The 12,999-nt window shown below is 46.5% G+C and carries 16 protein-coding genes; 11 read left to right on the top strand and 5 right to left on the bottom strand.

From position 1 onward, the window contains the following. Positions 1–52 precede the first annotated feature (52 nt). A complete protein-coding gene (locus tag DC345_RS18445; RefSeq protein ID WP_113054307.1) occupies positions 53–955 on the top strand; it encodes an AraC family transcriptional regulator in 903 nt (300 codons plus the stop codon). A gap of 93 nt (positions 956–1,048) precedes the next feature. Here the strand turns inward: DC345_RS18445 and DC345_RS18440 are convergent, their stop codons facing one another. After that, positions 1,049–2,005, bottom strand: a complete 957-nt coding sequence (locus tag DC345_RS18440; RefSeq protein ID WP_113054306.1) for a zinc-binding dehydrogenase — start codon at positions 2,003–2,005, stop codon at positions 1,049–1,051. 261 nt (positions 2,006–2,266) lie between these two features. On the opposite strand from DC345_RS18440, the gene DC345_RS18435 reads away from it, so the two are divergent. Then, the gene (locus DC345_RS18435) at positions 2,267–2,917 is read left to right on the top strand and encodes a hypothetical protein (protein WP_113054305.1); all 651 of its coding nucleotides are present in this window, start codon (positions 2,267–2,269) and stop codon (positions 2,915–2,917) included. Positions 2,918–2,928: 11 nt separating this feature from the next. On the opposite strand, the gene DC345_RS31790 is transcribed toward DC345_RS18435, so the two are convergent. Both DC345_RS31790 and DC345_RS18430 read right to left on the bottom strand, forming a co-directional pair. Then, positions 2,929–3,096, bottom strand: a complete 168-nt coding sequence (locus tag DC345_RS31790) for a hypothetical protein (protein WP_181586640.1) — start codon at positions 3,094–3,096, stop codon at positions 2,929–2,931. 40 nt (positions 3,097–3,136) lie between these two features. Beyond that, on the bottom strand, positions 3,137–3,496 hold the full coding sequence (locus tag DC345_RS18430) for a MerR family transcriptional regulator (protein ID WP_113054304.1): 360 nt from the start codon (positions 3,494–3,496) through the stop codon (positions 3,137–3,139). A 101-nt stretch (positions 3,497–3,597) separates the two neighbouring features. Here DC345_RS18430 and DC345_RS18425 point away from each other — a divergent pair, with 101 nt between their 5' ends. Then, positions 3,598–4,308: an SDR family NAD(P)-dependent oxidoreductase gene (locus tag DC345_RS18425; protein ID WP_113054303.1), complete on the top strand. Its 711-nt coding sequence runs from the start codon at positions 3,598–3,600 to the stop codon at positions 4,306–4,308. A gap of 151 nt (positions 4,309–4,459) precedes the next feature. On the opposite strand, the gene DC345_RS18420 is transcribed toward DC345_RS18425, so the two are convergent. Continuing rightward, positions 4,460–4,984 carry a DinB family protein gene (locus DC345_RS18420; protein ID WP_113054302.1) on the bottom strand — a complete coding sequence of 175 codons (525 nt, stop codon included), beginning with the start codon at positions 4,982–4,984 and terminating at the stop codon, positions 4,460–4,462. 24 nt (positions 4,985–5,008) lie between these two features. Continuing rightward, the gene (locus DC345_RS18415; RefSeq protein ID WP_113054301.1) at positions 5,009–5,563 is read right to left on the bottom strand and encodes a GNAT family N-acetyltransferase; all 555 of its coding nucleotides are present in this window, start codon (positions 5,561–5,563) and stop codon (positions 5,009–5,011) included. Positions 5,564–5,763: 200 nt separating this feature from the next. Between DC345_RS18415 and DC345_RS18410 the strand changes: the two genes are divergently transcribed. The 8 genes from DC345_RS18410 (at position 5,764) to DC345_RS18375 (ending at position 12,964) form a co-directional block, all read left to right on the top strand. Beyond that, positions 5,764–6,486, top strand: a complete 723-nt coding sequence (locus DC345_RS18410; protein WP_113054300.1) for a TetR/AcrR family transcriptional regulator — start codon at positions 5,764–5,766, stop codon at positions 6,484–6,486. A gap of 27 nt (positions 6,487–6,513) precedes the next feature. Continuing rightward, positions 6,514–7,260: a type I methionyl aminopeptidase gene (gene map, locus DC345_RS18405; protein WP_113054299.1), complete on the top strand. Its 747-nt coding sequence runs from the start codon at positions 6,514–6,516 to the stop codon at positions 7,258–7,260. 178 nt (positions 7,261–7,438) lie between these two features. Further along, positions 7,439–8,563 carry an N-methyl-L-tryptophan oxidase gene (gene solA, locus DC345_RS18400; RefSeq protein WP_113054298.1) on the top strand — a complete coding sequence of 375 codons (1,125 nt, stop codon included), beginning with the start codon at positions 7,439–7,441 and terminating at the stop codon, positions 8,561–8,563. A 262-nt stretch (positions 8,564–8,825) separates the two neighbouring features. Next, positions 8,826–9,293 carry a hypothetical protein gene (locus tag DC345_RS18395; RefSeq protein WP_113054297.1) on the top strand — a complete coding sequence of 156 codons (468 nt, stop codon included), beginning with the start codon at positions 8,826–8,828 and terminating at the stop codon, positions 9,291–9,293. Next, positions 9,290–10,366 (top strand): CehA/McbA family metallohydrolase, encoded by a 1,077-nt coding sequence (locus DC345_RS18390; RefSeq protein WP_113054296.1) that lies wholly within the window; start codon positions 9,290–9,292, stop codon positions 10,364–10,366. The genes DC345_RS18395 and DC345_RS18390 overlap by 4 nt, the downstream gene beginning before the upstream one ends. Beyond that, positions 10,363–11,115, top strand: coding sequence for a glycerophosphodiester phosphodiesterase (locus tag DC345_RS18385; protein WP_113054295.1), 753 nt, complete (start codon positions 10,363–10,365; stop codon positions 11,113–11,115). The genes DC345_RS18390 and DC345_RS18385 overlap by 4 nt, the downstream gene beginning before the upstream one ends. Continuing rightward, positions 11,100–12,164, top strand: coding sequence for a LacI family DNA-binding transcriptional regulator (locus DC345_RS18380; RefSeq protein WP_113054294.1), 1,065 nt, complete (start codon positions 11,100–11,102; stop codon positions 12,162–12,164). Before DC345_RS18385 ends, DC345_RS18380 begins: the two co-directional genes overlap by 16 nt. Continuing rightward, positions 12,140–12,964, top strand: coding sequence for an ABC transporter permease (locus DC345_RS18375; protein WP_113054293.1), 825 nt, complete (start codon positions 12,140–12,142; stop codon positions 12,962–12,964). Before DC345_RS18380 ends, DC345_RS18375 begins: the two co-directional genes overlap by 25 nt. Positions 12,965–12,999: the final 35 nt, after the last annotated feature.

Raw genomic sequence — 12,999 nt, 5'->3', positions numbered from 1 at the left:
GATATGATAAACTACATACAAAATATTTGACGTTACGAGGGAATGAAAACTAATGGAAAAGCTGCTTCAAAGCCTCCAGCTTAAAATAAATCAAATTGGGATAACAGAAGGTAAAAATACCACTAACATCCCATATTTAAATATGTACCGATACAGTCAGCAAAATATTGATCTTCCCGAAATACAGAATCCGTATATACTGCTCGTTGTAAGCGATACGATGCGACTTCATTTTTCAACAGGTATTAAGGACTACTCACCTGGCGAATTTCTAATATCAGCAATAGACAGCCCGTTATCTGGTCATACTCTGTTTGCAACGGTGGACTCACCTTTTCTCGCTATATCGATTGATTTTCTAGTAGATGATGTGACTTCCGTTATGTTGGATATAGATGGAGATTTGCCTGAAAAGTTATTCGAAATAGAAGACCCCTCCACAACTCAACAAAGCAATACAAAATTATTAGAGGTTATTCTGCGTCTTATAGATATGAATGATAATAATAATGAACTTTCATTTATGAGCAAACATCTGAAACGGGAAGTAATCTTCAACTTGATTGCAGGTCCGTATGGAAAACTTTTTTTGCAAAGCATGATTTCAATTCAACAGGCAGGTACTATATATAACATTAATAGCTGGATTAAAAGTAATTACAAAGAAACATTTTCGATGGAGGATTTAGCTGAACAAAGTAATATGAGTTTATCTAGCTTTCATCAAAAATTCAAAACAGCTGTGGGAATGGGCCCATTGCAATGTCAAAAGAAACTTCGTTTGTTAGAATCCCGACGGCTGATGCTTGATCTTGCATCCAATGTAACCGACGCAGCATTAGAGGTAGGATATGAAAGTGTTTCCCAGTTTATAAGGGATTACCGTCGATTATTTGGTCGGTCACCACAGAAGGATGTTCAAGAAATACGTGATTGCTTTAGAGCAGGAACTTAGCCTACTCTCAAAAATCTGCTTGATGATATAAATGAGGAGATTTACAAAAGAAGGGCACTCCGGAGTGCCCTTCTTTCTCGTATCTCTATACTATTAAGAAATATGCAAAACTGCACGGAAATGAGTTTTGGCAGCCATCATTTGTTCAAATGCTTCAGGGGCCTTTTCCAGAGGGAAAATTTCAATCATAGGCCGCACATCTGTTAGTATGCTAAACCTTACTGCAGCCTCCATTTCATTAATGTCTGTAAATGTTCCTTTGACATTGCTGGGACCATTCAGAAAATCCATAGCAGACCATTCCAGCGGTTCATCCGAAACGGCGGCAATGATTAGTTCTCCATCTGTTCCCAAACCACCGATAAGTGAAGAAATAGTTTTTCCATTGGGAGCTGTTGCGAGAATAACTTTTGCGCCACCTAGAGCTTTTAAGGAGTCGGCAGTTTTTTTTGTATCGGCATCAATATAGTGATGTGCGCCAAGTTCCCTTGCCAGTTTCTCTTTTTCTTTCCCACGAGATATGGCAATAACCTCATATCCAGCTTTCTTTGCATACTGAATCGCGAGGTGCCCAAGTCCGCCAATACCCGAGATTGCGACGAGGTCCCCAGGGCGAGCTTTGCTGTTTCGCAATGCACTGAAGACGGTTTCTCCTGCACATAGAAGAGGGGCTACCTCCCCAGCCGAGATTTCTTGTGGAATTGTAATCAACCCATCTTCATAGGCAACCATATATTCTGCATAACCCCCGTCCGTTGTAAGGGCTGTTGTATGGCCATGACCACCATGCCAGCCGATACCAACACGTTGACCAACTTTCCATTTCATCGTTCCTACCCCGAGTTTTTCTACGATACCAACTACTTCATGTCCTGGAATTCTTGGATAAGAAGTCGTGGCCCCCTCACTAACTTTTGCATCTCCATGACAGATACCACAAGCTTCTACTCTCAGAAGTACCTGTCCTTCTTTAGGGGCAGGGATGGGGACTTCAACCAGTCGCATCGGTTCACCCTTGGCTGCTACTTGAATTGCTTTCATCATTGACATCCAATATTACCTCCTTCATTTGACGGTCAAACCGCGACTGTCTACTAAATAAATTTCGCATAAAAAGAGTGGAGGGGCTTGCCTGTTTCTGTAGATATATTGCACAATCCTATTTTTTATAAACTAACTCCCCAAAAAAAAGAGAGAAAAAAAGGTAGACTAATTCATTTCTTTTATCACCTAATAATTCACAAAAAAAGAAATATATTTTTGGTATAATACATATTGATTGTTAATTACGCTGTTCGGAGGAGAATAATAATGAAGTTCTTTTGGTGGGAAGTCGTGTTTTATTGCGTAGTGTTCGTACTTGTCTTTTTTATGATATTCAATGACTATTCTCCAGTGTTGACAGTAGGGGTTGGAATGGGTGCTTCTCTTGTTGCTTTTATAATCCGCGTGTATTACCCTTTAGCGCTGGAAAAGCGTATGGACCGTGTGGAGTCCTTTTTGCGTAGACAGCAAAATAGCCCGGGACTTTACATTAATTACGTACTTGCGAACAGACTTGAAGATGAGGCCGTAATAATTATGGAACAGCTTATGCGTAAATATAAGCAAGAAACGGCACAGGCGCCTTACAAGGCGGCTTACGGCGTTTATCGCAAGGATATGAATGCTGTTCGAAAAGCCGTGCACAACATCCGCTTTGCCGATTACCGCGCTTATTACGAAACGATTCTACTAATGGAGGATGGGGAAAGTGGTCAGGCGCGAAATCGCCTAGAGTCTATCAAAAAGCAATGGATGAAATCAGCGCTGCTCGCGGAAATAGAACTCAAAGCAGGTCGCCATGAAGCAGCCATTGAGCATGCTAGGGAAGCAGTAAATTCGTCCAGAGGTGTTTATCGTTATGTGTTATATAAGGAATACGAAAGGTCATTACCGCAAGTTGTTAAGCCACTCGCTTAGTCAGACAGTTCTTATGTAATGGCTCGCCAGAAGACTGCTTGTGAAGGGAACGGTGCAGTCGCAAAAGGGTGCTTGATAAGACCAAAAGGCACGCGATCCAAATTGAAGTGATCGGCTGCCTTCTGGTTCAACGTCTTATTTGGCTGATGATAGTACAAGAGAGGAAAGATATAGTTCATTTCTTGTACTAAAGGAGTATTCTTTAAAACTCAACTTATCTTAATAATTTTCTCCGCGATAATATCGCTCCAGTTTGTTATTCAAATGAACGAGCTGCGCTTTTTTCTCCTCGATATCTTCCAACAGCTTCTGCCTTTGATCTTGAATCAGTTTGGTTCGTTCCGGCAGGGTTGAGGTTCCTTCATTTACCTTGTCATAATACGTTTTGATGTCCTCCACACTCATCCCGGTTTCGCGAAGGCACTTGATAAAAACCAGCCAGTTCAGATCATCTTCCGTGTAAAGACGGTTATTCTGCTCACTTCGCGCAGCAGGCTTCAACAGTCCCTTTCTTTCGTAAAAGCGTATCGCCCCGATAGCGATATCGACTTTCTTCGCTACTTCACCAATCGTTAACATGCTAACCCTCTTTTATCAAAATTTATGGTTGACCTACACTAAGTGTAGCATAGTAACTTATACATTGTTAATGAAATCAAATGAGAGAAAAGGGGATTTGCATGAAGAAGACGGCTTTTGTAACTGGAGCAAATAAAGGAATCGGATTCGAAATCGTCAAGCAGTTAGGTCAGGCCGGCTGGAGAGTCATACTTGGTGCACGCAGCGCAGAACGGGGCGAAGCGGCTGTAGCTGAGTTAAATTCCGAGGGGTTAGACATAGATTTTGTGCAAATTGATATGAGTGACTTGGAAAGCATCAAACGGGCAGCCATTACGATAATCAAGGATTATCCGGACTTAAAACTTCTGATCAATAATGCAGGTATGCCGGGTGCTTTCTCCCGTTCCTTTACGGACACCAAAGAAGAGGATCTGAGGAATGCTTTCGAAGTCAACTTTTTCGGAACCTTTCGTCTGAACCAGCACTTGTTCCCGTTAATCAAAGATAACGAAGGCACAATTGTTAATGTATCGACCGACATGGCTTCGCTGGATCATATGCAAAATGCGGGGTTTGCTTTAAACGCGTTCGACTATAACTCATCCAAAACCGCCAACAATGCTATGACAGTTTCCATGGCGTATGAACTGAAAAGAAGCAGAGCTCAAGTATTTGCGGTAACCCCCGGTTTCACATCAACAGACCTAAACGGTAATGCTGAAGGGGGGAAATCGAAAGAAGAGGCCGCTGCGATTATTGTGGGTTATGCGACAGATGGCAAACATCATAACGGCGAATTCTTGAATGAGCAGGGCGTGTACGGTTGGTAATGCAGATCTGCAAATCAAAGTTATCGTAAAGTACGTTGTTTACTCGTTAAAAAACAGACGTATTAAACCGGGGTACTCGCTTGGGGCATCCCATGGTACGTCTGTTTTTTTTAACAATGAAGAGATATGACACGATTATATTGAGTGGTCTTTATTTTAAAATACCCAAATATTCTTTCCAAGGTCCCACATCCGAATCGTATCTTTTGGCCATTATCCGAACGATCTGTGCGATGTGTGTTAAATCATGAACGGCCCATGTAGCAATTAATTCGCTGGCCGTAACTGTACCAAATGCGGGATGGGTTCCCGTTTGCTCCAGCTTTGCTTCAGAATCCATTAGTTCCTTGAGTCCGGTAATGTTCCGTGTTCTCAATATATCAAATTCAAGTAACTTATCCTCGATCGATTCCTCCGATGTTCTACCTAAATGCGAATAACGATCAAATGCCGGAAAGGGTTTATTGCTTCCCCCCTCATTGGAAATAAACGTTAACCTGGTCATCCAATTGGTTTTCTCTCCCTCAATAAGGTGATCGATGACTTCCTGAGCATTCCAGGTTTCTTCCCCTTCATTGCAAGTCAACCAGCCTTCGGAAAGTCCAGATAACAAGTGCTTTAACGTCTGTGGTGTACGCTCCAGAATCTCAATGGCTTCTGTCATTTTGAATGGCATAGAGCACCTCCCCTCATGAATTGATTAGTCAATTAACCACTCCGATTGGAGAATGGCGTACTGATACTCGTCCACCCAGTGTCCTTTGGACATGTAGTTTTGCAACAAATGCCCTTCACGCCTCATGCCTAAGCGTTCAAGAACTCGAATGGATTTGTCGTTCCGTACATCCGTAAATGCAATTACCTTGTGTTTACCCAGTGTTCTAAAAATATAATCCAACAACGCCTTTAGCCCTTCATGGATATATCCATGTCCTTGATACTCAGGGGAGAGGGTAAACCCAATCTCCACAATTCTCGGTTCATTAAGTGGTGTATGCAGAGCGCAATCTCCAATAAGCAGATCCGAATCCGCTAAGGCAAGAGCGAATTGAAACCATGTACCTGGCTGGTTAGGAATGTGGTTCATTTGCTTTTCGACAAACAATTCGGCATCCTCATACGAAAAGTTCTCCCAGGACTGGAACTGGGAAACGGTTGGATTAGCTCGGTACTCGTAGAAAGGCAGCATATCTTGCAAGCCAAATTGTCTGATATTAAGCCGATCTGTTACTGCATACAACGGAGACTTCTTCATATTATCGCTCCACTCTGAAATGTACTTTAATTCGTCGAATATCCATCCTTTTTTCTCTCCTAATAATAGTATTTTACTAGCACAATACATAAAAGTGAATAAAATAGAATTTCTATAACAGCGTTTCTCTTGTTATTCGTAAACCAATGTTTTATATTGACATAATAGTAGGCCAAAAAAAGAAAGAGGTGGCGGACGAGATGACTCCACGCACGAAAGAACAAAACGAAGAGATCCGGCTGCGGCGTCTGGCGCAAATCCGTGAAGCCGCTGCCGATGTGTTTTTGAATAAAGGACCTCTACTCGAAATCCGCGATGTGGCTGTACAGGCAGGACTCGGATATGGCACGGTATACCACTATTACAGCAATAAAGGCGATTTGCTCCACGATCTGTTGTGGGACGCATTGGAGCGGATCGGGGGAGCACCAGTAGCCCCGCACGCTTCGACTTCGGGGGAGGAGATGACAGGCGGGCATGTTAACTTGCCTCCAGCGGTGGACACCGGGAACTCGGCTGCATCAGGACCCAGACGCGAAATCCGTGAAACGGCTGCTACCGAAGAGCTTGGCCCTGTCGCCAGCGCCAGCGTGCGGATTCTGCAGCTTTGGGCGGAGGACCACGCCCTATACCTACTGTATAAGCTGTCTCTCGAGGGCTTTTCCTCGCTACCTGAAGCACGCTCGAGCAAGCTCACGGCCGCTTTTCAGGGTGAAGTGCTCGCGCCGATTGCCGCGCTTGTGGAGACCGAGCGTGCGGCGGACGAGGATGTCGCTTCCAGCGGAAACAAGGCGGAGCAGTCGTATCGGCTACAGCGCGCGGAAATGCTGTTGGCCGCCTTGGTTGGCTGCGCCTCACTCTCGCTGCGCCGTGAAAAGCTGCACGAAGAGGCAGTGGATATCGTCCGGTTTCTAAAATTATAGGATCGATAAGGAGCGAATAAATAAAAGATGATCATTATAAAATCACCTAGAGAAATTGAAGAAATGAAGCCGGCGAGCCAAATTGTTGCGGACTGCTATCGTAAGGTAACCAAACTGATCGAGCCTGGGATCACCACGCGGGAAATCAATGATTTTGTTGCTAGACACATCAGCAAACTTGGTGGCAAGCAGTTTACAAAAGGGTATAATGGTTTTCCCGCCGAAACCTGCATTTCGATAAATGATGTGGTGGCCCACGGTATTCCCTCGAACCGGGTACTTATGAACGGTGATTTGCTGAAACTCGACATCGTGGCGGAATACGGGGGATGGTTAGGTGATTCGTGTATGAGCTATGCCGTGGGAAATATTCGGCCGGAAGTGCAAAAATTAATGAAGGTGACAAAGGAATGCTTAGATCTGGGAATTGCCCGGGCTATACCCGGGGGCCGGCTCGGCGACATAACGTCGGCGATTCAACAGCATGCGGAAGCGCATGGGTACTCGGTCGTACGAGATCTGCTGGCACACGGGATCGGGCGGAGCCTGCACGAGGAGCCGACCTATGAGCATATCGGTGTAGCCGGCAAAGGCATTCGATTAAAAGAAGGCATGGTGTTTACGATTGAACCGATGATCAACGAAGGTACGTTCCGTATCACGATCGACGACGATCAGTGGACAGCGAGAACGGCCGACGGCAAGTTGTCGGCACAATATGAACATACGATCGCAATCACGTCGGATGGACCGCTGATTTTAACGGCTCAGTAATAATAAATTTATGAATCTAAGAAAACCGCGTTGTTATGCGGTTTTTTTATTATGACTTGGGTATCATGCCCAGGATAGCGCAATTGTTAAGTATTAATATCATTAGTAATATAGAAGAATACTTGCCATACTTAATACTTAAGTTACATGGGGATTTCTTACAAGGAGGTAACTTGCAATGCATTATGACGTAATTGTAATAGGAGCAGGTTCAATGGGGATGGCAGCTGGTTATTTTTTATCCAAGAGTGGGAAGAGTACATTATTAATCGATTCCTTTAACCCACCCCATAACCAAGGCAGTCATCACGGAGAGACGAGAATCATTCGCCATGCGTATGGTGAAGGTGAAAATTATGTTCCGTTAGCGCTCAAGGCTCAAGAATTATGGAATGACTTAGAGAAAGTGACAGGAAAACAATTATTTCTTCCTACGGGGGTTATAAACGTGGGTTACGAGAAAACAGATTTTATCCAAAATATCATTTCAAGCTCGAGAACCTATTCGTTGCCACTTGAGATATTAGATTCCATTGAAGTAAATAAGCGCTGGCCAGGCATCAATTTACCGAACAATTACATTGGTTGCTACGAACCAACCTCAGGAGTGTTGAAATGTGAGGAATGCATTGAAGCATATCGAGAACTCGCAGAGCAAAACGGAGCCACCATCATAACCAATAGTAAAGTAAAAGAAATCATGGTTCATGATAAAAGAGTTACCATCAAGACCGATGATCATACTTTTAGTGCTAATGCGTTAGTAGTTTCAGCAGGGGCCTGGTCAGGAAGTCTCCTTTCCATGTTGGATTTAAATCTTCCTCTTAATCCTATAAGAAAAACATTTGCCTGGTTCGATACTAATGAAGATTTATATAATCATAAGGAGTTCCCCGCCTTTTCGTTTGAAACAGCCGACGGGCATTATTATGGTTTCCCAAGCATCGATGGTTCCGGATTAAAATTAGGCCGACATGATGGAGGAGATACAATCGATCCAGATGAAGCCATCCTGGGATTTGGTGAACTAGAGGAAGACACGACAGATTTAAAACAATTTTTACAACACTATATGCCCTCTGCACAAGAATTGAAGTTTGGTAAAACGTGTATGTATACAATGACTCCCGATGAAGATTTCATTATCGATACACATCCTAGCTATCCTAACGTTGCCATTGCCTCAGGTTTCTCAGGACATGGCTTTAAATTTAGTAGTGTAGTTGGACAGATTTTAAGTGATTTGATTATATCAGGGAAAACGGAACATAATATTTCTCCATTTTCAATCAATCGATTTTAATAATCCATTCAAGAGAAAATTTATGTGTTGCTACTCGTATGCAGTGCGAAAACAATCTAGTGATAAAAAGATAAAAAGACCGGTCTTCTTTTAATAGAAGTCTGGTCTTTTTTGCATTTACAGAATATTAACACGATGCAGATACAGATCTGATTTTTTGCGCGTAACATAAGTATTGGATGTGGGAACGGTCCCACATTCAGAAAAACATGCATAACGTAAGTCATGAAGATAACGGAATAATGAAAGGTGGTGCGGCGCAATGAAGCTGCTGGATCTACAAGGATATGCATCTCCGGAGGATTCCAAAACACATATCCGCATTCCATTTGAATTGGAAGAGGGCTGTGGAAAGCTGAACCTGCGATTACAATATACGCCGAAGAAGCTCGAAAATCGGGAGAAGGCGCTGCGGTTGCTCAAGGACAGTTACGATCTATACATTTTGCCGGAACATCGGGAATACGCGATTGCCAATGCTGACCGGCATCTCCCTCTGAAAAATCTGATCACACTCTCGCTGGACGATGCACGGGGATATCGTGGGGCATGCCACCGCCAAGACGAGGTACAGGATCTACACGTATCGGAGAGAGAAGCTTCTCCCGGCCTTATGGCGGGCGAGCTGGTTCCGGGGCCCTGGAGCGTCACATTAAGCCTGCACTGTATCGTGACCGATACGTGCGCTTACCGGCTGGAAGTCTGGACGACAGAGGAGGACTCGATATGAAGTGGTTCGCCTGTGAACTGCATACACATACGCTGCACAGCGATGGCAGTCAGACGCTGGGAGAACTGGCAGAGGGAGCAGTCAATCTGGGCTTTGACGCCATCGCGCTGACCGATCACAATACGATGTCCGGCTTAAGCGGCAAAGCGGAAATCGAGCAGAAATACGGACTGCGAATCATCCCCGGCATGGAGTGGACCACTTTTTACGGCCATATGGTGACGATAGGGCTGAGTGCTTTTGCCGACTGGCGTCAATCGAATCGGGATGGAATCGATGAGGGGATCGAGAACGTGCATCGCCTCGGTGGAATCGCCGGGCTTGCTCATCCCTTCCGAATCGGCAGTCCGGCCTGTACCGGTTGTTTCTGGGAATACGAGATTGGGAACTGGTCCGCAGTCGATTACATTGAAGTCTGGTCTGGCACGTTCCCTTCCATTCAAACGAACAATCGGCGAGCATTTGATCTTTGGACTCACAAGCTGAATGAAGGATATCGGATTGCAGCCACTTCAGGCAGGGACTGGCATGCGCAGGGCGATACAGACGATCCGATCTCGGTTACGTACCTCGGCATCGAAGACAACGCAGTGGCAGGGAATGAGGGATCGACAGCCCTTTCGCTCCATGAAGAAACGCTTATCCAAGCGCTGCGGGAAGGGCGTGCGTCCGTAACGATAGGTCCTCTGCTGACCCTGACGCTGGAAGCTGGAGGTGCACTCTATGCAATCGGCTCTACGGTTCCAACGGTAGTCGAGAAACGGGAAGCTGCAGAGGAGCCGATCCGGGCGAACTTGCTGCTGGACTTTTCGGTACGCACCGGACTGTGGTCGCTACAGAAGCAGGTCTGCAGATTGAAGCTGTGTTCCAATTTGGGCGAGGAGCTTAATCTTGAAGTTCCGTTTTCATTGGATGAACAGTTGATGCAATTTGAAGCACAACTGAGGGAGTCCGCTCCAGATATCCCCCGCAGGTGGATTCGCGCCGAGCTGTGGGGAACCGTACGAGGAGTCCATGTGCTGATTGCCTTTACCAACGCGATCTATTTCGAAGAAGGAGGATTCCAGCGATGAACAAATTCCCCCTGATCACAGCCCATACTGGCTGCATGGGCCATCCAGATCATTCTTTCGAGTCACTTCAGGCAGCCATAACACTTGGCGTAGATATTTACGAAGACGATATCCGTTCGACTCGGGACGGCGTGCCGGTGCTCGCCCACGATGACGATATTACTTTGGCAGATGGAAGCTGCTGCAGTCTTGCAGAAATGACACTGAAGGAGTTGAACAACGCTAGACTAGCGCCTATTCTAACGCTTCAGGATGTGCTTGAGCAGATACGCGCAGCCGGTAAAATTATGAATCTTGATATCAAATCAGACAGCGTTCTGGAGCCGATCTCCACCCTGGTGAATCGGATGGATATGGAGGAGATGGTGTTTCTCAGTGGCTGCGATTACGGGTCAGCGGTTAAAGCTAGCCAGTACGCTCCAAGCATCCGCAGGTTGCTTAATGTGAACATGCAAAGCTTCGGGAGTCTGAGCTACGACGAGGCAGTGTTCAAGGCGTGTGCAAATGCTCGCGAAGCCGGCTGCTTTGGAATTAACGTGTCGTATCAGGTCGTTCAGCCCGAACTAATGGAAGCTGTGCAGCGAAGCGGTCTGGATATCTACGTCTGGACGGTTATGGAGGCGGACGACATGCGGCGACTAGCACAGTTGGGCGTGGACTCGATAACAACCCGTGATCCGGAGAAGCTGATTGCCGTCCGGGAAGAAACGGATTTTGCAAAGGAGAATAGGGATTGGACAATAAGTTGAATCATAGTCTGCGGGAGCTGGCCCAACTGGCCGGTGTATCGAAATCGACCGCTTCTCGGGTGATTTCCGGAAATGGATACGCGAGTCCGGAAGTCCGGGATCGTGTTCTCAAGGCGGTCGAGCAGCTTCGCTACAAGCCGAGCGCTGTCGCCAGAGCGATGGTTGCCAAGCGTACCTACAATATCGGAGTTATCGTTTTCCGTGACAGGCTGCCGATTGTGTCCCACACACTGTATGGCAGAATCATTGACGAGATACTGATGTCCGCTGAAGAGATGGGCTACTCAATTTTCCTGAAGACCGACCGGGAAATGTCGCTGCGCTCCACCGATTATATGCTGGAACAGCGGGTGGATGGGCTCATTCTGGTCAGTCGGCTACAGAAGAACGTCATTGATTACGTCAAAAACTTCAATATCCCATATCTGATGGTGAACGGATCGACGGAAGATCCGGACGTCGTGCATCTCGTTAGCAACGATGAGGCCGGTGGAGAACGGGCGGCACAGCATTTATATGATATTGGACACCGCAAATTCTTTATCATCGCCGGACCGGGCGAGCATCGGAGCCACTCACTGCGATTGGAGGGCTTCAGAAAGCGGCTTGAATCCCTCGGCGTTAGTTGTGAACAAGACGGGTTTATCGTTGTCGAGTCATCGGAATCAAGCTTTGATTCCGGTCGGAAGCTGATGGAGGAGCATTATGTGGCCTTCCGCGAGGGACGATACAGTGCTCTGTTCAGTACAAATGACATGCTTGCACTAGGGGCGATGAAGGTGCTGATGGAACGCGGAGTCAGCGTTCCGGAGGAAGTATCCGTTATGGGCTACGACAATACCGAAGTGGCCGGCATGTACCACCCATCGCTGACTACCGTCAGCGTGGATGCGTCTGGTATCGGCCGAGACGCAGTATCGATTCTGGATCGCCTGATTAGCGGCGAGGGGAGTGTGCCGCGCCTGATTGAATACGAAAGCGAAGTGATTGTCCGTCAATCGACGAATGGAAGGGAGGACGGAACATGTCCTGGTACTGGAAACACGTAGGTCCGAGAAGAATAATCGAATTTGTGCTGCTGACCGTGTTCGCCGTTTTTTTCGCGGGTCCGCTGGTCAACCTGCTTGTACTTGCCTTTAGCGAAAAGTGGAATTATCCGGATATTCTGCCTCAGGTATGGGGCTTCAAATGGTGGGAGTTCGTACTGGCGAAGGACGATATTGTCTCGTCGATCTCACTGTCATTCCTCATTGCTACTCTGGTGACCCTGCTGTCCATCGTCGTCTGCATCCCAGCAGCGTATGCCTTCGCAAGACTCCAGTTTCCGCTGAAGCGGATGTTCCTGTTCTCATTCCTGCTGACGCACGCTTTTCCGAAAATGGGGTTGTACGTCTCCATCGCGGTTCTTTTCTACCGGATTGGATTAATGAATACGCTGCTCGGCGTTGTGCTGATCCATATGATCAATGTGCTGATGTTCATGACCTGGATTCCAACCTCCGCCTTTCGCAACGTGCACCGGGCGCAGGAGGAATCGGCGCGTGACGTTGGGGCAAGCCCCTTCAAAGTGTTCCGCAGCATCACCCTGCCAATGGCGATGCCCGGCATCATGGTCGCTTCAATCTTCACGTTCCTCAATTCGCTCGATGAAGCGCAGGGGACGTTCCTGGTCGGTATTCCGGATTACAAAACAATGCCAATCGTCATGTACTCCATTATTTCCGACTTTCCGAGCAGCGCCGGAGCCGTATTCTCAATCATCCTGACGCTGCCGACCATTATTCTGCTAGTGGCAGCCCAGCGGCTGGTGAGTGCGGATGTGCTGGCGAGCGGTTTTCAAATGAAATAAAAGTGTTTCGGTCGATATACCGAAGCAAAGGGAGG

Source organism: Paenibacillus taichungensis (genome assembly GCF_003287275.1).
Taxonomy (GTDB): Bacteria; Bacillota; Bacilli; order Paenibacillales; family Paenibacillaceae; genus Paenibacillus; species Paenibacillus taichungensis_A.
Note: the sequence above shows the minus strand (reverse complement) of the source record. Positions and strands in the feature narration are given on the sequence as shown.

Bases quoted from the DNA above. Each gene is read 5' to 3' on its own strand.
- DC345_RS18395 (WP_113054297.1), top strand. From the start codon at position 8,826: ATGAAGCTGCTGGATCTACAAGGATATGCATCTCCGGAGGATTCCAAA.
- DC345_RS18440 (WP_113054306.1), bottom strand. From the start codon at position 2,005: ATGTCAATGATGAAAGCAATTCAAGTAGCAGCCAAGGGTGAACCGATG.
- DC345_RS18420 (WP_113054302.1), bottom strand. From the start codon at position 4,984: ATGCCATTCAAAATGACAGAAGCCATTGAGATTCTGGAGCGTACACCA.
- DC345_RS18375 (WP_113054293.1), top strand. From the start codon at position 12,140: ATGTCCTGGTACTGGAAACACGTAGGTCCGAGAAGAATAATCGAATTT.
- DC345_RS18410 (WP_113054300.1), top strand. From the start codon at position 5,764: ATGACTCCACGCACGAAAGAACAAAACGAAGAGATCCGGCTGCGGCGT.
- DC345_RS18435 (WP_113054305.1), top strand. From the start codon at position 2,267: ATGAAGTTCTTTTGGTGGGAAGTCGTGTTTTATTGCGTAGTGTTCGTA.
- DC345_RS18415 (WP_113054301.1), bottom strand. From the start codon at position 5,563: ATGAAGAAGTCTCCGTTGTATGCAGTAACAGATCGGCTTAATATCAGA.
- DC345_RS18430 (WP_113054304.1), bottom strand. From the start codon at position 3,496: ATGTTAACGATTGGTGAAGTAGCGAAGAAAGTCGATATCGCTATCGGG.
- DC345_RS31790 (WP_181586640.1), bottom strand. From the start codon at position 3,096: ATGAACTATATCTTTCCTCTCTTGTACTATCATCAGCCAAATAAGACG.
- DC345_RS18425 (WP_113054303.1), top strand. From the start codon at position 3,598: ATGAAGAAGACGGCTTTTGTAACTGGAGCAAATAAAGGAATCGGATTC.
- solA (WP_113054298.1), top strand. From the start codon at position 7,439: ATGCATTATGACGTAATTGTAATAGGAGCAGGTTCAATGGGGATGGCA.
- map (WP_113054299.1), top strand. From the start codon at position 6,514: ATGATCATTATAAAATCACCTAGAGAAATTGAAGAAATGAAGCCGGCG.
- DC345_RS18390 (WP_113054296.1), top strand. From the start codon at position 9,290: ATGAAGTGGTTCGCCTGTGAACTGCATACACATACGCTGCACAGCGAT.
- DC345_RS18445 (WP_113054307.1), top strand. From the start codon at position 53: ATGGAAAAGCTGCTTCAAAGCCTCCAGCTTAAAATAAATCAAATTGGG.
- DC345_RS18385 (WP_113054295.1), top strand. From the start codon at position 10,363: ATGAACAAATTCCCCCTGATCACAGCCCATACTGGCTGCATGGGCCAT.